The organism is Solibacillus sp. FSL W7-1464, assembly GCF_038004425.1.
Classification (GTDB): domain Bacteria; phylum Bacillota; class Bacilli; order Bacillales_A; family Planococcaceae; genus Solibacillus.
Genome location: NZ_JBBORC010000001.1, coordinates 1,076,355 through 1,097,815, shown reverse-complemented (window position 1 = coordinate 1,097,815; position 21,461 = coordinate 1,076,355). Strand labels below are relative to the sequence as shown.

General features: G+C 41.9%; 20 protein-coding genes. 4 read left to right on the top strand and 16 right to left on the bottom strand.

Going from position 1 to position 21,461, the window contains the following annotated elements:
• Nucleotides 1–28 precede the first annotated feature (28 nt).
• From MKZ25_RS05210 to MKZ25_RS05175, 8 genes are all read right to left on the bottom strand, one after another.
• Nucleotides 29–757, bottom strand: a complete 729-nt coding sequence (locus MKZ25_RS05210) for a GntR family transcriptional regulator (RefSeq protein WP_014824455.1) — start codon at nt 755–757, stop codon at nt 29–31.
• Nucleotides 758–956: 199 nt separating this feature from the next.
• Nucleotides 957–3,248 (bottom strand): FtsK/SpoIIIE family DNA translocase, encoded by a 2,292-nt coding sequence (locus MKZ25_RS05205; RefSeq protein WP_340800522.1) that lies wholly within the window; start codon nt 3,246–3,248, stop codon nt 957–959.
• Between the two features lie 337 nt (nt 3,249–3,585).
• Nucleotides 3,586–5,253 carry a ribonuclease J gene (locus MKZ25_RS05200; protein WP_340800521.1) on the bottom strand — a complete coding sequence of 556 codons (1,668 nt, stop codon included), beginning with the start codon at nt 5,251–5,253 and terminating at the stop codon, nt 3,586–3,588.
• A gap of 284 nt (nt 5,254–5,537) precedes the next feature.
• Complete coding sequence (dapA, locus tag MKZ25_RS05195; protein ID WP_340800520.1) at nt 5,538–6,449, bottom strand: 4-hydroxy-tetrahydrodipicolinate synthase; 912 nt, start codon at nt 6,447–6,449, stop codon at nt 5,538–5,540.
• Between the two features lie 17 nt (nt 6,450–6,466).
• Entirely contained in the window at nt 6,467–7,507 is a 1,041-nt protein-coding gene (locus MKZ25_RS05190; protein ID WP_340800519.1) for an aspartate-semialdehyde dehydrogenase, read from the bottom strand.
• An 84-nt stretch (nt 7,508–7,591) separates the two neighbouring features.
• Complete coding sequence (locus MKZ25_RS05185; protein ID WP_340800517.1) at nt 7,592–8,182, bottom strand: dipicolinate synthase subunit B; 591 nt, start codon at nt 8,180–8,182, stop codon at nt 7,592–7,594.
• On the bottom strand, nt 8,175–8,954 hold the full coding sequence (locus MKZ25_RS05180; protein ID WP_340800516.1) for an NAD(P)-dependent oxidoreductase: 780 nt from the start codon (nt 8,952–8,954) through the stop codon (nt 8,175–8,177). Before MKZ25_RS05180 ends, MKZ25_RS05185 begins: the two co-directional genes overlap by 8 nt.
• Entirely contained in the window at nt 8,944–9,216 is a 273-nt protein-coding gene (locus MKZ25_RS05175) for a YlmC/YmxH family sporulation protein (protein ID WP_339175606.1), read from the bottom strand. The genes MKZ25_RS05180 and MKZ25_RS05175 overlap by 11 nt, the downstream gene beginning before the upstream one ends.
• Before the next feature lie 259 nt (nt 9,217–9,475).
• On the opposite strand from MKZ25_RS05175, the gene MKZ25_RS05170 reads away from it, so the two are divergent.
• From MKZ25_RS05170 to MKZ25_RS05155, 4 genes are read left to right on the top strand one after another with little or no spacing between them, the layout of a single operon-like run.
• Nucleotides 9,476–9,847, top strand: coding sequence for a GntR family transcriptional regulator (locus MKZ25_RS05170; protein WP_340800515.1), 372 nt, complete (start codon nt 9,476–9,478; stop codon nt 9,845–9,847).
• Nucleotides 9,848–9,849: 2 nt separating this feature from the next.
• Nucleotides 9,850–10,692 carry an ABC transporter ATP-binding protein gene (locus MKZ25_RS05165; protein WP_340800514.1) on the top strand — a complete coding sequence of 281 codons (843 nt, stop codon included), beginning with the start codon at nt 9,850–9,852 and terminating at the stop codon, nt 10,690–10,692.
• On the top strand, nt 10,692–11,288 hold the full coding sequence (locus MKZ25_RS05160) for an ATPase (RefSeq protein ID WP_340800513.1): 597 nt from the start codon (nt 10,692–10,694) through the stop codon (nt 11,286–11,288). Before MKZ25_RS05165 ends, MKZ25_RS05160 begins: the two co-directional genes overlap by 1 nt.
• Nucleotides 11,285–11,905 carry a hypothetical protein gene (locus MKZ25_RS05155; protein ID WP_340800512.1) on the top strand — a complete coding sequence of 207 codons (621 nt, stop codon included), beginning with the start codon at nt 11,285–11,287 and terminating at the stop codon, nt 11,903–11,905. The genes MKZ25_RS05160 and MKZ25_RS05155 overlap by 4 nt, the downstream gene beginning before the upstream one ends.
• Nucleotides 11,906–11,948: 43 nt before the next feature.
• Here MKZ25_RS05155 and MKZ25_RS05150 read toward each other — a convergent pair whose 3' ends face one another.
• From MKZ25_RS05150 to infB, 8 genes are all read right to left on the bottom strand, one after another.
• Nucleotides 11,949–13,175 carry a M16 family metallopeptidase gene (locus tag MKZ25_RS05150; protein WP_340800511.1) on the bottom strand — a complete coding sequence of 409 codons (1,227 nt, stop codon included), beginning with the start codon at nt 13,173–13,175 and terminating at the stop codon, nt 11,949–11,951.
• Between the two features lie 295 nt (nt 13,176–13,470).
• Complete coding sequence (gene pnp / locus MKZ25_RS05145) at nt 13,471–15,585, bottom strand: polyribonucleotide nucleotidyltransferase (RefSeq protein WP_340800510.1); 2,115 nt, start codon at nt 15,583–15,585, stop codon at nt 13,471–13,473.
• A gap of 281 nt (nt 15,586–15,866) precedes the next feature.
• Entirely contained in the window at nt 15,867–16,136 is a 270-nt protein-coding gene (gene rpsO, locus MKZ25_RS05140; protein WP_340800509.1) for a 30S ribosomal protein S15, read from the bottom strand.
• 136 nt (nt 16,137–16,272) lie between these two features.
• The gene (ribF, locus tag MKZ25_RS05135; RefSeq protein ID WP_340800508.1) at nt 16,273–17,223 is read right to left on the bottom strand and encodes a riboflavin biosynthesis protein RibF; all 951 of its coding nucleotides are present in this window, start codon (nt 17,221–17,223) and stop codon (nt 16,273–16,275) included.
• Between the two features lie 10 nt (nt 17,224–17,233).
• Nucleotides 17,234–18,145 (bottom strand): tRNA pseudouridine(55) synthase TruB, encoded by a 912-nt coding sequence (gene truB / locus MKZ25_RS05130; protein WP_340800507.1) that lies wholly within the window; start codon nt 18,143–18,145, stop codon nt 17,234–17,236.
• 241 nt (nt 18,146–18,386) lie between these two features.
• Nucleotides 18,387–18,731, bottom strand: a complete 345-nt coding sequence (rbfA, locus tag MKZ25_RS05125) for a 30S ribosome-binding factor RbfA (RefSeq protein WP_079525296.1) — start codon at nt 18,729–18,731, stop codon at nt 18,387–18,389.
• Nucleotides 18,732–18,788: 57 nt separating this feature from the next.
• A complete protein-coding gene (locus MKZ25_RS05120; protein WP_340800506.1) occupies nt 18,789–19,067 on the bottom strand; it encodes a DUF503 domain-containing protein in 279 nt (92 codons plus the stop codon).
• Complete coding sequence (infB, locus tag MKZ25_RS05115) at nt 19,067–21,460, bottom strand: translation initiation factor IF-2 (RefSeq protein ID WP_340800504.1); 2,394 nt, start codon at nt 21,458–21,460, stop codon at nt 19,067–19,069. The genes MKZ25_RS05120 and infB overlap by 1 nt, the downstream gene beginning before the upstream one ends.
• Nucleotide 21,461: the final 1 nt, after the last annotated feature.

Here is a 21,461-nt window from a genome sequence, read left to right as displayed (position 1 = left end):
CAGGAATTAAATAATAGAAATTATTGTTCTACACCCGTTTACGTACTACATGGAAGCTGAATTTGTCAGCTCTGAAATAATTTTTTGAATAAAGAACAACACGATCATTTTCATCATAGTGAAGTTGCTTTAATACAAGCAATGCTGTTTCCGGCCCACATTTCAATATCGGTGATACTTCATCGTGGAAGCCTACAGGATCGATATATGTCACTGCATATGCGACACGGATGGATCCGGTTTGCTCTAAAGCCGAGAAAATCGAAACATTTTGATTACTTATAAATTCTTTTGGCAATAGATTTGCCGGCACTTTGTCTACACAGTAGACGACCGGTTCGTTATCGGCCGTTCTTACACGTTCAATCGTGATAACATTGTCATCAATGTCAGCTTGGAAACGTTCCACATCATCTTCCGTGGCTTTTTCTTCCTTCGCACTGATGAAGATTGTGCCCGGATTCATACCAGCATTTTCAATCATAGATGATACACTCGATAAATGTTCAATGCCTGACGTAAAGACCGGCTTTGGATTGACGAATGTACCCACACCATGACGACGGACAATAATGTTTTCTTCTTCCAAAAGTCGCAGTGCTTCACGAAGCGTTGCACGACTTACACCTAATGTTTTTGAAAGTTCGAACTCTGAGGGTAATTTTTCGTTCTCACGATATGTCCCTTTATCTATATCTGACTTCAAACGATCAATAACTTGTAAGTATAAATGACGATGATCTGCTTTAATTGTCAATTAGTATCACCACCATAACATAGAGATCAGACATCTGATGTACAACATTCCTACTAATTCGTGAATAATATAACACTTTAAATGAAAAAAGAAAACATATTTCTTTAAATGTGTCATGTTAATGTGAAAAATCAGCGAATTTATTTCAAAACTTATAGAAAAGAATATATTCCGAAAAGTCCGATAATGTCAAGGGTTTCTAGTATCTATTTCCTAGTACTTGACGCGGTTTGCTTCCTTCGGGTGGTCCGACAATCCCTCTTTGTTCCATCTGATCAACAATCCGGGCTGCACGGGAATATCCGATTCTAAATCGGCGCTGCAGTAATGATACGGAAGCTGTCTGCATTTCCAGTACAAGCTGCACGGCTTCATCATACAAGTCGTCCGTTTCATCCATCACATCAACGATCGGTTCATCGGTCGGGATCATCGCTTCCTCATATTGTGCTTTTTGCTGCTCAATGACACTGTTAATAATTCTTTCCACTTCATGATCACTTACAAATGCCCCTTGCACACGGACTGGTTTGGATGCCCCTGCCGGTAAATATAGCATATCGCCCCGTCCAAGTAATCGCTCAGCCCCGCCCATATCCAGAATCGTGCGGGAATCGACGGCAGATGAGACAGCAAATGCAATACGGGATGGAATATTTGCTTTGATGATGCCGGTAATAACATCAACAGACGGTCTTTGCGTTGCGATAATCAGGTGAATCCCTGCAGCACGCGCCATTTGGGCAAGACGTGTAATCGCATCTTCCACTTCACTTGAAGCAACCATCATCAGATCCGCCAACTCGTCGACAATTACGACAATGTACGGAAGGTTCGGCTGTTTTTCCGTTGCACCTTCATTGCTTATATCGATATATTCGTTATATCCTTCAATATTCCTTGTACCGGAATGCGAAAACAGATCATAGCGCCGTTCCATTTCCGACACTACTTTTTGCAGCGCCTGAGCCGCCTTACGTGGATCTGTTACAACCGGTGCCAGTAAATGCGGGATGCCGTTATACACACTTAGCTCCACCATTTTTGGATCGATCATCATCATTTTTACTTCACTCGGTTTTGCGCGCATTAATAGTGACACAATAATGCCATTGATACACACACTTTTACCGCTGCCTGTCGAACCGGCGACTAATAAGTGGGGCATTTTGTTCAACTCTGCCGCAATTGCCTGGCCTGTTACATCACGTCCCAAACTCACGAGCAGTTTGGCTCCGACTTTCACCTGCTCATTTGCTTCAAGTACTTCACGTAACGTTACGACCGCCACTTCACTGTTCGGTACTTCAATCCCGACAGCCGACTTCCCTGGGATAGGGGCTTCAATACGAATATCTTTTGCTGCAAGGGCCAGTGCCAAGTCATCTTGAAGGCTGACAATTTTACTAACTTTTACCCCTGTATCCGGCATTACTTCATATTTAGTAACTGCAGGACCTAAATGAACTTGTGTCACTTTCGCTTTTACACCAAAGCTTAAAAATGTTTGTTCCAGTTTTTTTGCATTTGTTTGAATGACCGAATATTCGCCGCTCTGATCATGTTCTGGTGGTGGGTTCAGTTGCTGCATGGACGGCAAAATATAGGTTTGGTCCGTTTCAGATGTTACGGCCATGATCGGCTCACTTATTTTTTCCTCAACTTCGATTTCGATACCTTTTTGCTGTTCCTGTTTCACTTGCTCCACAAAATTCGAAATGATCGGTTCATGATGTGTCGGCGTTGCAGTTGTAATAATCAGGTCTTCCAAATCAGCCGCTTCCTCTTCTATCATCGGTTCGGTTTTAGAACGACGCTGCTTCTGCTGAGGTTCAGGTTTTGACTTACTTCTTTTGCTGCGATTCGTTCTTTTGAACTTTCCCCTAAGTGTAGGGGCTTTCTCCACTAATATTGGTACGAGCGCTTTTCCGGTAATTAAAATAATCCCGATTGCCAATAATACAAAGGCGGCGATTTTTGCACCGGATGCGTCGAATAAAACATGGAACAGACTGAATAATAATCCGCCGATCATCCCGCCGCCGAGCGCATTGCTGCGGTTTACTATTCCATCAGTACTGATAAGAATTCTCCATGTTTCCTTTAATACCGAATTGGACAACAGGGTGTTCGCTGCATGCATTTGTTCGATTAACAGGCTATGGCTGAAAATTGTCAGGCTTGCCCCGACAAACAGCACGCCATATACGACACGGGTATTAAATGCGACACCCCGGCGTTTGACCATGAGCATCCCAGCTACTAAAAAGCAGAGTAGCGGGATGATAAAATGCAGATTGCCGAAGAAAAACATCGCGACTGAATGGAGCATTCTGCCAACAAGTCCGAACTCCAGAAATTCGATAATGGCCAGTGCGATGAGCAGCAGTCCGATAATTTCATATGCGAGCGGATGGAGCTCCTCTTTTGTTTTTGGCTTTAGCGTCGGCTTTGTTTTTGCTTTTGTCTTAGTACTTTTCTTTTTATCCAATCTTTGTTCACCTACTTAAAAATTGTTCCTTAATGTTAGACGCCAAAGTTGCTGAATAGGCTTCCGGTTATTAGTGATGCGTACTTGAATCGATTGACTTAGTTTGTGCTGAATTTGGAATTACTTTTACCGCTATGTACCGAAAAATCAGTTTTTTTTAAAATAAAGTTCAGTTTTTACCGTATTAATCCAGCCTTCTCTAATTATGGAAGCAAGGCACGTCTCCACTCCGGAATTTTAGTTGGAAAAAGGGCTTTCTCACGCTTAATGTAAGAAAACCCTTTTTGATTATTAGATATGGGGGGATATAGTTGCCTCCCCTTCATTCCAATGTTAATTAGTATTCCATAATGATCGGAATAATCATTGGACGACGTTTTGTCTTTTGGAATAAATATTGATTTAATGTGTCGCGAATTTCTTGCTTAATGTTTGTCCATTCGAACGTTTCTTTACCAACATATTTCTCGATCACTTCGCGTGCGATTTCAGCAGACTCTTCCATTAACTGTTCCGACTCGCGCACATATACGAAACCGCGCGATAAAATTTCGGGACCTGACGCGATTTTCTTCTGTGCACGGTTCAATGTTACAACAACAATGAAAATACCGTCTTGGGAAAGCAGTTTACGGTCGCGTAAAACGATATTGCCTACATCGCCTACACCGATTCCGTCGATTAGTACATTCCCTGCCTGTACACGTCCTGTCATACGCACTTTGCCGTTTTTGTATTCGACAATATCGCCTTTATCTGCAATGAAAATTTGAGATTTTTGCAAACCTACCTGTTGTGCAAGTTTCGAGTGTGCGATTAGCATGCGGTACTCACCTTGAACAGGGATGAAGTATTTCGGCTTCATAAAGTTCAGCATCAGCTTTAGATCTTCCGCGCTGCCGTGGCCGGAAACATGGACTTTCTTGTTCGAAGTCATGACATTTGCGCCCGCTTTTGCCAGTTGGTTCATCGTGTTGTACATTTGCACTTCCATGCTTGGTGATGGTGTGAATGTAATTAGGACTGTATCTGTATTTCTGATTTTAATGTCACGGTGATGTTTACGCACAATTTTATCCAGTGCATCAAGTGGTTCACCTTTGTTGCCCGTTGCCATAATAATAATTTCATCATCGTGGTATTTATGAATTTCGTTTACTGGTACAAGTGTTGTTTCATCGATTTCCAAATAGCCTAGGTTAACACCGATATCGACCATTTTCTCCAGGGATTTCCCAACGACCGCAACTTTACGGTGTGATGCAGCAGCTTGTCTGAACACTTGCTGAATACGAATAAAGTTTGATGCATATAATGCTACAATAATTCGACCTGGTGCCGAATGGAACGTTTTTTGCAATTCTTCCGCAATCACTGCTTCACTTGTTGTATAGCCTGGGCGCTCCGCTTCCATTGATTCTGATAAAAGCATGAATACCCCTTCTTCACCAAGCATTGCCATTTTAGCCAAATCCGGCTTGAACTTGCCTGTTGCCGACTGGTCAAATTTGAATTCGCCTGTGTGAACGATTGCCCCTTCAGAAGTATGGAAAACGATTCCTAATGAATCTGGAATACTATGTGTTGTATGGAAGAATGTCACATACGTAGAATTGAAGTTCATGCGACTATTGCTCGATACTTCAAAAAACTTCACTTGGTAAGGTGCAGGTAATTCTTTCAAATGCTCCTTCGCCAAAGCGATCGTTAACTTTGAACCATATACCGGTGCTTTAATTTTCTTTAATACATACGCAATCGATCCAATTGCATCTTCATGTCCATGAGTCAGGAAAATACCTTTTACGCGCTCTTTATTTTCCTCTAAATACGTGATATCTGGAATGACGATATCAATTCCAAGCATTTCGGTCTCTGGGAACATGAGCCCACTGTCTACTACGAAAAGCTCTTCATCGATTTCTATTACATACATTGATTTTCCGATTTCGCCAACTCCACCTAATGGAATGACACGGATAAGTTCATTTTTTGATTTTGTCACTTTATTTCCTCCTAAATTGTTCCGAACAGCAACCACTTAAAGTTCATTATACGGTGAGAATGACGTTAGTACAAATAAAAAAGTGATTTTCTTTTTTCACGTAGCGCCGGGCAAATTAAAATCGCAACCGTTTTACAGAATGTCGAAACTTTAATCCTCGTTTTTTTTGGATAATCCTCAGTTGCTGACCATTAACCCTCACTTCATCCGCTATATTCCTCAAACTGACTAAAAATAAAAAAACAGTCACCCGCTTCTCATCGGAAGGTGTGACTGTTTATGTGTTAATTCACTTGTAATGTGCGGAAACTTTTTGCTTTTTCCTGATACGTATCCCAAATTTCATCAAATGCTGCCTTTTCTTCCGGTAGCATTTCCATCATCGGCATCCGTACATCAAGCGTATCGAAGCCTAATTTTGTCATCGCGTATTTAATTGGCGACGGGTTCGGCTGTGCAAATAACGCACGAACGAGCGGCAGTAATGCGCGGTGGATTTGTGCCGCTTCCTGATGACGGCCTTCTTCAAATGCACGAACCATTTGCTGCATATCTTTCCCTACTACATGTGAAGCGACAGAAATAATACCGCGTCCGCCGATTGCAAGCAGTGGCAATGTTAACCCGTCATCCCCTGAGTACACATGGAAATCCGGATCGACGTTTTCGATAATGTCACCCATCTGATCCAGGTTACCGCTTGCTTCTTTAATGCATGTAATATTCGGTACATCTTTGCTGATTGCAATCGTTGTTTCCGCTAAAATATTGGCACCTGTACGGCCCGGGACATTATACAGCATGACTGGAAGTTTCGTTTCTTTTGCAATCGTACTAAAGTGGGCATACATGCCGCGCTGATTTGGCTTATTGTAATATGGCGTTACGAGCATGATCCCGTTTGCCCCATTTTCTTCGGCTTTATGAGTCATCATAATCGAGTAAGCTGTTTCGTTATCCCCTGTACCGGCAATAACAGGTATGCGTCCTGCCACTTTTTCTACTGTAAAACGCACGACCTCGATTTTTTCCTCAGTTGACATTGTCGGGTTTTCCGAAGTTGTTCCACAAGCAATAATTGAATCCGTACCATTTTCAATTAAATGATTAATGATACGTTCTAACTCAGGATAATTAATCGTACCGTCTTTTTTAAACGGCGTAATCATCGCTGTACCAATACGTCCGAAATCCATAACTGATAATCCTCCCCTTATAGTAAGTGATCCTCTAGCATAGCTTCTGCAATTTGAATAGAGTTGAGTGCAGCCCCTTTTAATAAATTATCTGACACAATCCATAAGTGGAATCCTTTTTTGTTGTCTAAATCTTGGCGAATACGTCCAACATATGTCGGTTCTTCGTTTTCCGCAAAAATCGGCATCGGGTAAAGCTGTTCGCGAATGTCATCTTGCAGAACGATACCTGGTGCATCCTTTAAAGCGTCAAAAATCTGCTGTACTGTTGCTTCTTGCTCCAGTTCAATATAAACCGATTCTGAGTGGCCTGAAACGACTGGAACACGTACACATGTTGCAGCGACTTTCAGCTCGGGTGCACCCATAATTTTCTTCGTTTCGTTGATCATTTTCATTTCTTCATATGTAAAGCCATTGTCCGTAAATTTATCGATTTGCGGAATGACATTACGTGCGATCGGATAATGTTTTTTATCTGATTTTACCGGTAACACTTTCGCTTCAACGTTTTTCCCTGCATCCCACTGTGCACTTTGCTCACGCAGTTCTTCAATTGCTGCCACACCAGAACCGGATACCGCTTGATATGTTGATACGACAACTTTTGTTAGACCGAACTTTTCACGGATTGGCTGTAATGCTGCAACCATTTGAATTGTCGAACAGTTTGGATTTGCGATAATCCCTTTTGGAATTGTTTTTAGTGCATGGCGATTTACTTCCGGTACAACAAGCGGTACCTCTGGATCCATACGGAAATGACTTGTGTTATCAATAACAATCGCTCCACGCTTTGCTGCTTCAGGTGCCAGTGCTTCTGATACAGAGCCGCCTGCTGAAAATAACGCCAGATCGATACCTTCAAAGCTTTCCGGTTTCGCTTCTTCTATCGTATAGTTTTCACCATTAAATTGGATTTGTTTTCCTGCTGAACGAGCAGAAGCTAAAAACTTGATCGATGCAATTGGAAATTTGCGCTCAATCAGCTTCTCCATCATTTTTGAACCTACAGCTCCTGTTGCCCCAACTACGGCAACATTCAATTTCTTTGTCATGTCTCATCTCTCCTAAAAATATCGGTATGTATATAATGTTGGATATTGTATCATATATTATTTGAATTGTGTAAGATAATTTGATTATTTAAAATATTGTATAAATATCGGCTGAATCTGTTTTTTATGAGCGAGCGTATATGCTACAGTATCGAGCATTTTTGTGAAATCCGCTATGAGCGACGTCGGTTTTTTAATTGGATCATCCTGACCGAACGGAATGAAGAAAATGTTTTTCGCATTCATTAATTTCATTAAATTCATTCCGTTTAATCCAAGTGCATCATTCGTTGAAATCCCAAGTACGACTGGTGACCCGTTTCGAAGTGTCGCCTTTGCTGCCATCAGTACGGCACTGTCTGTTGCCGCATTCGCAAATTTACTGATGGAGTTCCCTGTCATCGGCGCGATGACCATACAGTCCAGCGGATTACTCGGTCCAAACGGCTCCGCTTCCGCAATGGAGCTGACAACCTTTTCTCCTGCGAGGGCTTCGATTTTTGCAATCCATTCTTCACCAGTTCCAAATCGTGTAGCAGCATGTAATACAGAAGGCGTTATAATCGGTACAACGGTTGCACCGGCTTCACGAAATTGGGTTATTTTCGGTACGACATCTTCGTACGTACAATGTGATGCGGTAATTCCTAAACCAATGCGTTTTCCCTCAAGCATTTGCTTCCTCCTTTCGTAATTCTAGTATCGTTTCGTATAATAGGTTTGCTGCAGCTTGCGGAAAGTATTTCCCAGGTAATGCAGGTAGCAGCTCATACTGAGATAATTTGATGTCGTTCAAACATCCCGGGCTTGATGCGACATCATAAATCGGACGGATCATCCAGCCTTCAAAATCCTTCGTCAGCCATTTTGTCGGAATTGTATTGATCAGAAAATCCGCTTCCATACTATTCTTCTCGTTCAATTCAATACCTTGATAACCATATGCAAGGGCCTCGGCTTTTTGCGTTTCCGAACGTACGGCGATGATGACCTTTGCATTGAGACGTGTTAAAAACAGGGCAAGCATTTTTGCTACACGTCCAAACCCTGTAATCATAATTGTTTTATACTGCACATTTACTTTTTCTTTATACAAATGTGCTAAAAAGCCTTCTGCAGTAAGCGCGGCATTTTTCCAGATGAATGTTTCATCTTCCAGATAATAATGCAGGCGCTTGTTTTCAAGAATCTGTTTCCACTGATCAGTCAATTTCCCCGCAAAGAATCGTGCCTGACGAATACCTAGAAGCTCCTCCACTTGGATCGATAAAGGGTGGATCGGCAACACAATTTCTGTAGGGTGCAGCTCCAGCGCCACTTTGTTCAGCGCTTCATCCCAAACAGTCGTGTTTTTGTAGTACACCGTGCGATCATTTGTCGATAATTGCTTCGCCAAAAACTTCATCCGCTCATCTGTACCGATCACAAGCCAGCGTTCAGTCATCATTGGCATGCTTCAATGTCGATGTTGTTTTTTGAAATAATACCCGGTCTTCCCCGATTAAAATAATTTCACTCCAAGGAATATATTTTACCATCCCGGTCTTTTTCTTTTGGAACGGCATTTTCACCATTTGCGCCGGCATTTCAAATCCGGCAATCTTCCCTGTTTTGGCATCAAAAATACATTCCGTCTCAGCTAAAAATCCATATCGAACACCGTTTTCCATTTCGATCAGTTCTTTTTCAGCGAGCTCTGATAAAAGCATTGCATCCCTCCTCTTGTAAGAGCCTACATTACTATATGCATCAACTTTGGCAGAAGTGAAATGGTTCATCATTTAAGTTTAAAGGACCTATTCGCAGGCAGCGGGTCACATAGCCATTGTTCGCATTAATAAAGGTAGAAATTACTCTTAATTATAAACCATTCCAACAAAAATTAATTTTGCAGAATTTTCGATAGACAAAATCTGCCACATCTGTGTATACTGTGTATATACAGTTTGATCATGTGAGGTGAAACAATTGATTATCAAATTGAGCAATAACAGTGAAAAGCCTATTTATGAACAAATTACCGACCAGTTAAAACAGGCCATTTTGACAGGCAAGCTGCTGACAGGTGATGCCCTGCCTTCTATAAGGGCGTTGGCGAAAGAATTGAAAATCAGTGTCATGACAACAAAGCGGGCGTATGCCGATTTGGAACGGGATGGCTTTATCGTCACAATCGCCGGTAAAGGCAGCTATGTATCGGAGCGCAATCAGGATTTCCTGCGTGAAGAGCTGATCCGCCAAATTGAAGTACATTTCACGAAAGCGGTATTCATCGCCAAAACGGCAAATATGCCGAAAGCGGAACTGCATGACTTACTCGATTTACTATTGGAGGAATGATGATGAACGCAATTGAAGTTAAAAATGTTTCGAAGCAATTCAAAAAGTTCCGTTTAAATAATATTTCGTTCACCGTTGAGAGCGGGACAATTGCCGGCTTTATCGGACAAAACGGTGCCGGGAAATCAACGACGATCAAACTGATTTTAAATTTGCTGAAAAAAGTTGACGGCGAAATTCTTTTATTTGGGAAAGATCATATCGAACATGAAGTGGAGCTGAAGGGGCAAATCGGGGTTGTATTTGATGAACTGCATATACCGGAAAGCTTCACCCCAAAGGAGCTCGATGTGCTGTACGGAAATGTGTATCCTACTTGGGACCGTCCTTATTTTGATGAGTTGCTGGAGCAGCTGGATGTGCCGAAGTACGACAAAATCAAAACGATGTCCAAAGGAACGAAAATGAAGCTCGCTCTTTCACTTGCATTGGGGCACCGGCCGAAACTTTTGCTGCTTGATGAACCAACGAGCGGTCTTGACCCGATCGTGCGCGATGAAGTGCTCGGTATGCTTCAAAACTTCATGGAACAGGAAGATCATGCCATTCTCTTTTCTTCGCATATTACAACGGATTTAGAGAAAATCGCGGATACGATTACATTTATCCATGACGGCGAAATTCTGTTCAGTGAAAATAAAGACGATTTGCTTTACGGTTACGGAATTTGGAAAGGATCCCTTGAAGAATCGAAAGTTATACCGGATCATGCGATTATCGGTAAACGGGATTATGTATTTGGCATCGAATACTTGGTCATGCGGGAGTTTGTAAATCCAGTTATTGAACTGCATAAACCGACGATTGATGATCTGATGCTGTTCTTCGTAAAGGGGCGGAAATAATGAGAAAAATGTTCCTTCATTATTACGAACAGAAATTGGCTTCCTGGATTTTGTTTATACCTGTTGCCGCTTCTTTTTTCGGCCTTCCCTTGCTGTTTGAAGGTGCAGAATCGGCTGCGTACTTTATACTGTCCATCAGTATTACAGCGCTCTGTGCGACTTATTTGGATATGCGGGAAAGCGAGCTCGTCATGACAAGCTTATTTCCGGTTTCCAAAAAGACTTATTTCATTGTGGATCTCTCTTTTTTAGGACGATACACACTATACTATAACCTTTATACACTCGCGGCAACGACCGTTATTCAAACATTGCTGGAGCGGCAGCTTGTTTTACCTTCCGTCAAACAGCTGGTGTTAAGCTTTGGTGTCAGTTTTTCTATTATTACTATTTTTCTGCTCATACGTCGTGTGAAATTCGGCTACTTTGTAAACCTGTCCATCGTTTTTATTCCAGTAGCATTTACACAATTTTTATCACTCTTTGAAACGCTGGCTACTTTTCAGAGCATTATAGTATTCTTTGTTTTATTATTTCTTCTCATCATTGCCGCATGCATCACTTACTTTCGTGAATACAGGAGGGATGTCCTATGATTGCACTGCTTAAAATGCACTTTCATTTATCGAAAAAACTATTCATCGCCGCTTTTTTCTTCATTTTATTAATGACAGGGATTCAGTGGCTGATCATTAAAGAAGTTAATTTAGGCTTTCTGACACTCTACTTTTTAGCTTTGTCTCCTGCTTTAGGTACTAGCTACTTGCTCGAAAACCATTTTATGAAACGCTTACGGATCATGCCGATTGATCCAAAGGACATAGTCAAAAGTTTATTTCTCTTCAGTTTGCTTCTTTTGCTTATCATTACGATTCCAATCGGGATTTATCAAGGTTATTTATATTTAAATAACCAGATGAGCAGTTTTGAACTTTCACTGATTTCAATCGTCTTTGCTGCCGGCATTGCTTCTATCGGCTCGATGCTGAAAAACTATTTAAGTGATCCGACAAAGGGTACGAAAAGCATATCGGTTTGGACAATTATCGGTTATTTTCTGATCTTTTTATTTGCTCACATTTTGTTTATGGTTTTACTGAGTATTGTAGATCTCAAACTGCTGGGCGCAGCGATTGTTCCTATTTTAGGATTGATTGTTTATTATCGCTACTTTAAAACAGCCATCATAAAATTCCAGGCAGCCGAATTTTAAAAAGACAGCGCGGGCTAGTAGTTAGCATGCGCTGTCCTTTTCGTTATTCGTTTTCCGGTCCGATAATCGCAATGGCCGGTTCGGATAATAGAATCTGTGTAATCAACTCATCGATCGTTTCCATCGAAATGGCATCGATTTTAGCCAGCACTTCATCGACTGAACGATGACTTTGATGGATCAGTTCATTGACTCCGTTACGGTTCATAAAGTCTTCCGTTCCTTCAAGGCCTAAAACGAAGCCGCCCTTTAGCTGCTCCTTCGCATTGTCAAGCTCGGTTTCCGTTACCCCTCCTGCCACAAGGTCAAATAACGTCTGGTCAATCTGCTGCTTCAATGCATCCAGGTTTTGTTTTGATGCCGACGCATAAATCGTAAACGTCCCGACATCTTCATAGCTCGACTGGTAGCTGAATACAGAATACGCCAAGCCGCGCTCTTCACGTATTTCCTGGAACAGTCGTGAACTCATATTGCCGCCGATAATATTATTCAACGCAATAAAGCTGTACATTTTCGGATCTTTTACCGCAATGGCCGGAAATGAAATGGCGATATGCGCCTGTTCGGTATCACGTAATTTTTCAACTTCGCCTGGTGTAAATACCGGATAAGACGGTTTTGAAACTATTGATTCTTCACTTGCTTCATAGTTTCCGAATAATGCTTCCACTTTTTCCAGTAAATGCTCTTCAATATTCCCTGCAATCGAAATGACTACATTTTGAGGGCCGTAATGTTTCGCCATATACCCTCGGATCATTTCTTCATCGAATGTTGCCAGCGTTTCCGGTGTTCCTAAAATCGGACGGCCCAGCGCATCTTCCGGGAACATGACACTCCATAATTTTTCGTGGACGTCATCTGCCGGATCGTCTTCGCTCATATAAATTTCTTCAAGGACAACTTGGCGTTCGCGTTCAATTTCTTCTTTTGCAAATAAGGAGTTAAAGAACATATCGGACAAGATATCGATTGCGAGCTCCCCGCGATGATCCAGCACTTTCGCGTAATAGCATGTATGTTCCTTCGATGTGAAGGCATTGATCTCTCCGCCGATGCGGTCGAACTCTTCCGCGATTTGACGGGCTGTACGGTTTTTTGTTCCTTTGAATAGCATATGCTCGATGAAATGGGTAATCCCATTTTCTTCTTTTGTTTCATAGCGTGAGCCTGCATTGACCCAAATGCCGACCGATAATGACCGGACATGCGGCATTTGCTCGGTAACGATGCGCACGCCATTTTTTGCTGTAATTACTTGTACCATAAATTTCTCCTTTATTTCGGCTAGTAAACTATAAGTATGACTTAATAAATCGTAGTATGACTCTTCACCAATAGTCGGGGATGAAAAAAACTTTCTTTTTGAGCCGTTCTGCTCCGTTACGGCGGATGCTTTCCGCGGGCATGGCTACCAACTAAATGCCCGGTGGCCAACAGGATATTGATCACAAACGCGTTGTCACACGATGTGACGCCCTTAGCATTCATTCCATAAGTTATTTAAAAAAGAGGCTGTACAGTAGTGTACAACCTCCCTTTTTATAAACGCCTGGAAACAATTATTTTCCTTGTTCCGCGCGCTCTTTTTCTTCTTTGATTACTACTTTACGTGATAAGTTTACGCGACCTTGCTTGTCGATCTCGATACATTTCACAAGTAATTCATCACCAAGTTTTAATACGTCTTCCACTTCTTTCGTACGTTCTTCCTGAATTTCAGAAATGTGCAGTAAGCCGTCTTTGCCTGGGAAGATTTCACAGAAAGCACCGAATTTTTCAATGCGTCTTACTGTTGCCATGTAGTACTCGCCTACTTTAGCTTCGCGTACGATTGATTCGATCATTTCTTTAGCACGGTTAATCATTGCTTCATCAGCTGAAGCGATGTAAATTGTACCATCTTGTTCTGTATCAATTTTAACGCCTGTTTCATCAATAATTTTATTGATTACTTTACCACCCGGTCCGATTACGTCGCGGATTTTGTCAGGATTAATTTTGATTGAAACGATTTTTGGTGCGTATTGTGATAATGAAGTGCGAGACTCTGAAATCGTTGACATCATATGCTCTAAAATGTGCATACGGCCGATTTTCGCCTGAGTTAACGCTTCTTCTAAAATATCACGAGACAGACCATCGATTTTAATGTCCATTTGAAGTGCTGTTACACCTTTAGCTGTACCTGCCACTTTAAAGTCCATGTCACCAAGGTGGTCTTCCATACCTTGGATATCCGATAATACTGTATAGTGTTCGCCTTTTTTAACAAGACCCATTGCAATACCTGCAACCGGTGCTTTAATTGGCACACCTGCAGCCATAAGTGCCATTGTTGATGCACAGATCGATGCTTGTGAAGTAGAACCGTTTGATTCCAATACTTCCGATACGCAACGGATTGCATACGGGAATTCCTCTTCTGTTGGCATTACCGCTAAAATCGCACGCTCACCTAATGCACCGTGACCGATTTCACGACGGCCCGGGCTACCGTAACGGCCTGTTTCCCCAACTGAGAATTGAGGGAAGTTATAGTGGTGCATCCAGCGTTTTGACTCTTCAATACCTAAGCCGTCAATAATTTGAACGTCACCTAAAGCACCTAAAGTACAAATTGATAATGCTTGCGTTTGTCCACGTGTGAATAATGCTGAACCGTGTGCACGTGGCAATAAATCCACTTCAGAAGATAATGCACGGATTTCATCTTGTTTACGACCATCCGGACGCACTTTATCTTCTGTAATTAGACGACGCACTTCGTCTTTAACCATTTTATCTAAAATAGCATTCACTTGTTTCATCGTCTCATCGTCAGCTTCCTTAGCTTCATATGATTCGATAACACGTGTTTTTACTGCTGTAATATTTTCTTGGCGTAATTGCTTGTCCACTGTCTGGATCGCTGTATTCATATCAGCTTCACATTCAGCTTTGATCGCTGCTGTTAAGTCTGCATCCAATTCATATAATGTTACTTCTAGTTTTTCTTTACCGACTTCAGCAATAATTTGCTCTTGGAAAGCAATTAACTTTTTAATTTCTTCATGACCGAACATAATCGCTTCAAGCATAATATCTTCAGTTACTTCCAAAGCACCTGCTTCTACCATGTTAATCGCGTCTTTGTTACCGGCTACTGTTAAGTGAACAGTCGATTTTGCCGATTGTTCAACAGTCGGGTTCACAACGAATTCTCCGTCGATATATCCTACATGTACACCTGCAATCGGTCCGTCGAATGGAATATCGGAAATTGCCAATGATAATGAAGAACCAAACATTGCCGCTACATCAGCAGGGCAGTTTGAATCATTTGACATAACCATTAAAATTGATTGTACTTCATTACGGAAACCATCCGGGAACATTGGACGGATTGGACGGTCGATTAGACGAGAAGTTAATACTGCCGCTTCTGATGGACGTCCTTCACGTTTAATGAAACCACCAGGGATTTTACCTGCTGCATAAAGACGTTCTTCAAAGTTAACTGTTAACGGGAAGAAATCTAATGCTTTCGGTTGTTTTGACATTGTTGCCGTAGCTAGAACTGCTGTTTCGCCGTAGCGGATCATTGCAGCGCCGTTTGCTTGTTTTGCCAGCTGTCCTACTTCTACTACTAGTGGACGGCCTGCCCATTCATACGAAAAGACCTTTTTTTCGTTCATTAAATGAACCCCTTTCTTATTGAAACACTCTACGTATCATATTATGTACCATAGTTAGTGTATCAAAAAAGCGTTTTCTATGCTAAATTTTTTGATCTAAATATCGATAAATTCAATAAAATATTTTGGCTTTCCAGCAATGGTTTAACTTCTTTCAACAGGCGTATCGACACCTGCTCAAAGAAGTTAAACATCGCACCATTGATTCGGAAAGCAAAATCTTTTCAAACATAATAAAAAGCGGGAAAAATCCCGCTTTTTATTGTCAGACTATCGACGTATTAGCGACGTAATCCAAGTTTAGTAATTAATTCACGGTAACGAGCTACGTCGTTTTCACGTAAATATTTTAATAAATGACGACGTTTACCTACCATTTTAAGAAGACCGCGTTGAGAGTGGAAATCTTTTTTGTGAGTAGATAAGTGAGCGTTTAAAGCGTTAATTTCCGCAGTTAATACAGCTACTTGTACTTCTGGAGAACCAGTATCTGTTTCGTGTACGCGGTACTCAGCGATAATTTCGTTTTTACGTTGTTGTGTAATTGCCATTTTAAATGACCTCCTAATAATTAAAATATCCCCAATAGCACAGCAGTCGCTGGAGTTGCGTAAAGCCGAGCTAAGGTTCATACGAGAATTTCGTACTAGTGAATAGTACCATAATTGTTTATGGATGCGCAACTATTTAGCGCAGTTGTTCAAAATAAGCGATCGCCTGCTGTTTGTCCAATTCAATTTGTTCAATCAACGCTTCGATGCCGTTAAATTTCCGTTCGCTGCGGATACGTTTATACCAGCCGACAACGACCTCTTCACCATAAATATTTTTATTGAAATTTAAAATATGCACTTCAATCGACAGCTGCTTTTCTTCCGGGTTATTGAATGTCGGTTTATACCCTACATTACAAACACCGTCATACCATTTATTCTGAACCAAAATTTTCACAGCATACACACCCGTTGCCGGTATGTAGCAGCCTTCCATCGCCTGGACATTCGCTGTCGGGAAACCCATTGTCCGTCCGCGCTTATCTCCGTGGACGACGATTCCCGGCACTTCAAATGCACGTCCTAATAGATTACGAGCCTGCTCCATTTCCCCGTCCTGCAATGCTTGGCGAATACGTGTTGAGCTGATTTTTTCGACTGCATCCTGCTGTTTTTCGATTGCCGTGACACCATACCGTCCGTTAGCAAGTTGTTCCATCAGCTCCATATTGCCTTTGCCGTATGCGCCAAATGAGAAGTCAAAGCCTGCCGTTACATGCTGGACATTTAAATCTACGATAAAATACTTAATGAATTCTTCCGGTGTAAGCTTTGCGAAATCTGACGTGAAGTTCACAACAAATACTGTATCGATATTCAATTTTTTCAGTGTATCTATTTTTTGTGAAAGTGGCGTAATGTAAAACACTTTTTCATTACGTCTCCCCAATACAATCGATGGATGCGGATCAAATGTCATCACGGCACTTTTAATATTCAGCTGCTCGGCTTTTTGCTTTGCCGCTTCAATAACCGCCTGATGTCCTTTATGTACCCCATCAAAAAATCCGATTGCTAATGAGTACGCCTCTTTTTCTATTTCCTGTGCTAATTGATGGGGGTATTTCAAATGAATAACGTTCATCTCGTGCCTCCTAATTAATTTCGGGAAACATCTTATCCGGCTTCATTTGCCCAATTTTTGTTGGATGGGCGATGTAAACCGCAAATGCTCGTCCCTCTACACCATATACAATTTTATCATGTTCCGTTAATAAAGTATGCATCGGGAGAACTTGCCCATTAAAAATTTGCTTTTCAATGTCTTCCGTGATCTCGACGTATGGGTAGTCAGATAGTGCATATTCAACCGGCAACAGGAACTTCTCCTGCTCCCCGGCTTCCATCATTTCAGCGATTTCGGCCAATGTGAAGCAATTGTCTTTTGTGAATGTGCCTGATGCTGTTCGTACAAGTTCATGCATATGTGCAGGGTAGCCTAATGCTTCACCGATCTGTACGGCTAATGTACGAATATACGTACCTTTCGAACATTTGATGCGGATCGAGAACGTCACTTCTTCCCCTTCAAATGTTTGGGCATCATCCAGTAACTCCAGCTCGTAAATTGTGATTTTACGTGTCGGACGCTCGACTGTTTGACCTGCTCTTGCATACTCGTAAAGCCTTTTGCCGTTCACTTTTACAGCGGAAAACATCGGGGGCGTTTGTTCGATTTCGCCAGTCAGCGTTTGAAGTGCGTGTAAAACATCTTCACGTGTAAATGATTTGAAATCTGTATTTTGCTCTACTGTTTCGCCTTCCGCATCTTCTGTTGTTGTCGTGCGTCCGATCGATACAACGGCCTCGTACGTTTTGCCGGCATCTGTTAAATATTCGGCGATACGTGTTGCCTGACCGATACAGATCGGCAGGACGCCTTCCACCCCCGGATCAAGTGTCCCGGTATGGCCTACTTTTTTCGTCTTCAATATTTTCCGTAACTTAAACACACAGTCATGACTTGTCATACCGCGCTCTTTCCATAATGGCAAAATACCGTTCATTGTTTTGCTCCTTTATTCGAAATGAGGATTTCATATATAATTGATTCTTTACTTTAAGTTCGTTCTATAGTCGGTACTTTTCACATCATCCGTTTTGCTTCGCTACGCGTCACTCCAACCTAACATAGAGTTTACTCCTTTAACAAAACTTCTGTACTCAATTTCTTAAAAAAATTCAGTGAAGAACTCTAAAAAGCAAAAAAGTCTGCCTGCATAGTTATGCAGTGCAGACTTCTTGGTTTTATTTATCTTCGTGTAGGCCGCGTAGTAATGCATCGATTTTGTTTCCGTATTCGATTGCTGTATCGAATTCGAATGCCAGTTCAGGCGTACGGCGTAAGCGGATACGTGAACCGACTTCCGAACGGATGAAACCGGATGCTTTTTCCAGCGCCTGCAATGTTTCCGCACGTTCGCGGTCATTGCCTAACGATGTAATATAAACAGTTGCTTGCTGTAAGTCTCCTGTTACTGCTACATCTGTAACCGTAACGAAGCCTACACGCGGATCTTTGATTTTGCGGGCAATGATTTCAGTAATTTCTTTTTTCATTTGCTCAGCAACTCGATTAGAACGTAGAGACATAAATGTCACCTCATTTAAATTGCGTAATTAATAGTACATTTGCCGGATTTATGGGTTTTATAAATATTCCCGATAAAAATCAAGCTGTTCCCACTCTGGATTTGACTGCAGGAAATGAACGGCCCGCATCAGCTCGCGCTCAGCCGCTTCTTTGGAAGAAGCAACTGAGACAAGTGCAAGCTTCGTACGCTGCCATACATCCTGATGATCAATTTCAGCAACGGAAACATTGAATTTTTGTTTCGTACGCGTCACCATCCGCTGAAGGACGGCGCGCTTTTCTTTTAATGAGTGGGCAGTCTGAATCATGAATTCAACTTCTGCGTATACAATCATTATTTACGAACGATTTCTTCCATTACGAAGGCTTCGATAATGTCGCCTTCTTTAATGTCGTTGTAGTTTTTGATCGTAATACCACACTCATATCCTTTTGCAACTTCTTTTGCATCATCTTTGAAGCGTTTTAGTGAATCCAGTTCACCTTCGAAAACAACAACGTTTTCACGGATTACACGTACACCGGCATCGCGGACGATTTTACCTTCGATAACGTATGAACCTGCGATTGTACCCACTTTAGATACTTTAATTGTTTGACGAACTTCCGCTTGACCAACGATTTTCTCTTCGAACTCCGGATCAAGCATCCCTTTCATCGCGTGTTCGATTTCTTCAATTACTTTATAGATGATACGGTGCAGACGAATATCTACGCCTTCTTCATCAGCAGCGCGTTTTGCATTCGTATCCGGACGTACGTTGAATCCGATAACGATGGCATTTGATGCAGCAGCAAGAGAGATATCCGATTCTGTAATCGCACCCGCACCAGTGTGGATGATTTTAACGTTAACGCCTTCAACATCAATTTTCATTAATGAAGAAGCCATTGCTTCCACTGTACCTTGTACGTCTGCTTTTACGATTAAGTTCAGCTCTTTCATTTCGCCTTGGCTCATTTGTTCGAATAAGTTATCAAGTGTTACACGTTGTTTTTCTGAACGTGACGCTTGGATAGCCGTCATTGAACGAGACTCACCAACTTGACGAGCTGTTTTTTCATCTTCGAATACTACGAAACGGTCACCCGCTTGTGGTACTTCGCTTAAGCCCGTAATTTCAACCGGCATAGAAGGGCCGGCTGTTTTAATACGACGGCCAAGATCATTTACCATTGCACGTACACGACCATATGCATGACCGACTACGATTGGATCACCAACACGTAATGTACCATCTTGAACTAAAAGTGTTGCAACTGCTCCACGGCCTTTATCAAGCTGTGCTTCAATTACTGTACCGATTGCTGAACGAGTCGGGTTCGCCTTTAATTCGCCTACTTCAGAAACTAATAAAATCATTTCCAGAAGCTGGTCAATACCTTCACCTTTTAGTGCTGAAATTGGTACGAAGATTGTATCTCCGCCCCATGCTTCAGGAACCAATCCGTGCTCAGTTAATTCTTGTTGTACACGGTCCGGGTTGGCAGATGGTTTATCCATTTTGTTGATTGCAACGATAATTGGTACTTCTGCAGCTTTTGCGTGGTTGATCGCTTCAACTGTTTGAGGCATTACGCCGTCATCCGCTGCAACTACGATAATTGCGATATCTGTAATTGATGCACCACGCGCACGCATTGTTGTGAATGCCGCGTGTCCAGGAGTATCAAGGAATGAAATTTTCTTCCCGTTAACTTCTACCTGGTATGCACCGATATGCTGCGTAATCCCGCCTGCTTCACCCGCAGTAACTTTCGTTTTACGGATTGAGTCAAGCAATGATGTTTTACCGTGGTCGACGTGTCCCATAATTGTTACAACTGGTGGGCGCTCTTCTAATGCGTTTTCGTCAACTTCCACGATTGTATCATCGAAGTACGTATCTAAATCTGTTTTGTCGATACGGATTTCTTCTTCTACTTCTACCCCGTAGTCTGCACAGATTAACTCGATTGCATCCTTATCCAGCTCTTGGTTAATTGTTGCCATTACGCCAAGCATGAATAATTTTTTAATAATTTCCGATGGCTCACGGTGTAATTTTTTTGCAAGTTCTGCAACTGATAAACTTTCATAGAAAGTAATTTTTTCCGGTAATTCTTTTTGCACCATTGGTTGTGGTGCTGGGCGATGCGTACGACGTTTACCACCGTTGATACCTGGCTTTCTGCGTTGTTGATAGCCGCCTTTATTTTGAGTGTTGCCACCCTTGTTTGGCGTATTTCCGCCTCTGTTTGGCGTGTTACCGCCTTTGTTTGGCGTATTCCCGCCTTTATTATTACTAGTAGTGTTTTGTGTTGTGCCGCCTTTGCGGTTGTTAAAGTTATTTTGAGTCATATTTCGATTTTGGTTACCTTTATCATTTCTTATTTTTTCGCCTTGTTGCGATTTTGTTTGCCCTTGGGCGTTTGAAGCTTTGTTCGGTTGTTGGTTATTTGAAGCAGATTGTGGACGATCCTGCTTTTGACCTTGCTGCACTTTATTCTGCCCTTGTTCACCGCGTTTTGGTGTTACATTTACAGCTTTGGCAGATGTCTTTGCAGGAGAATCTTTCGTTGGTTCCACTGCTTGCTTAAAGACAGAATTTAGTTTTGAGACCGCCTGCTCATCAATGACCGCCATGTGATTTTTCACCGGCAGATTATGTTTTGCTAGCACCTCAATAACTTCCTTACTTGTTTTATTTACCTTTTTCGCGTATTCATGAACTCTTACTTTGCTCATC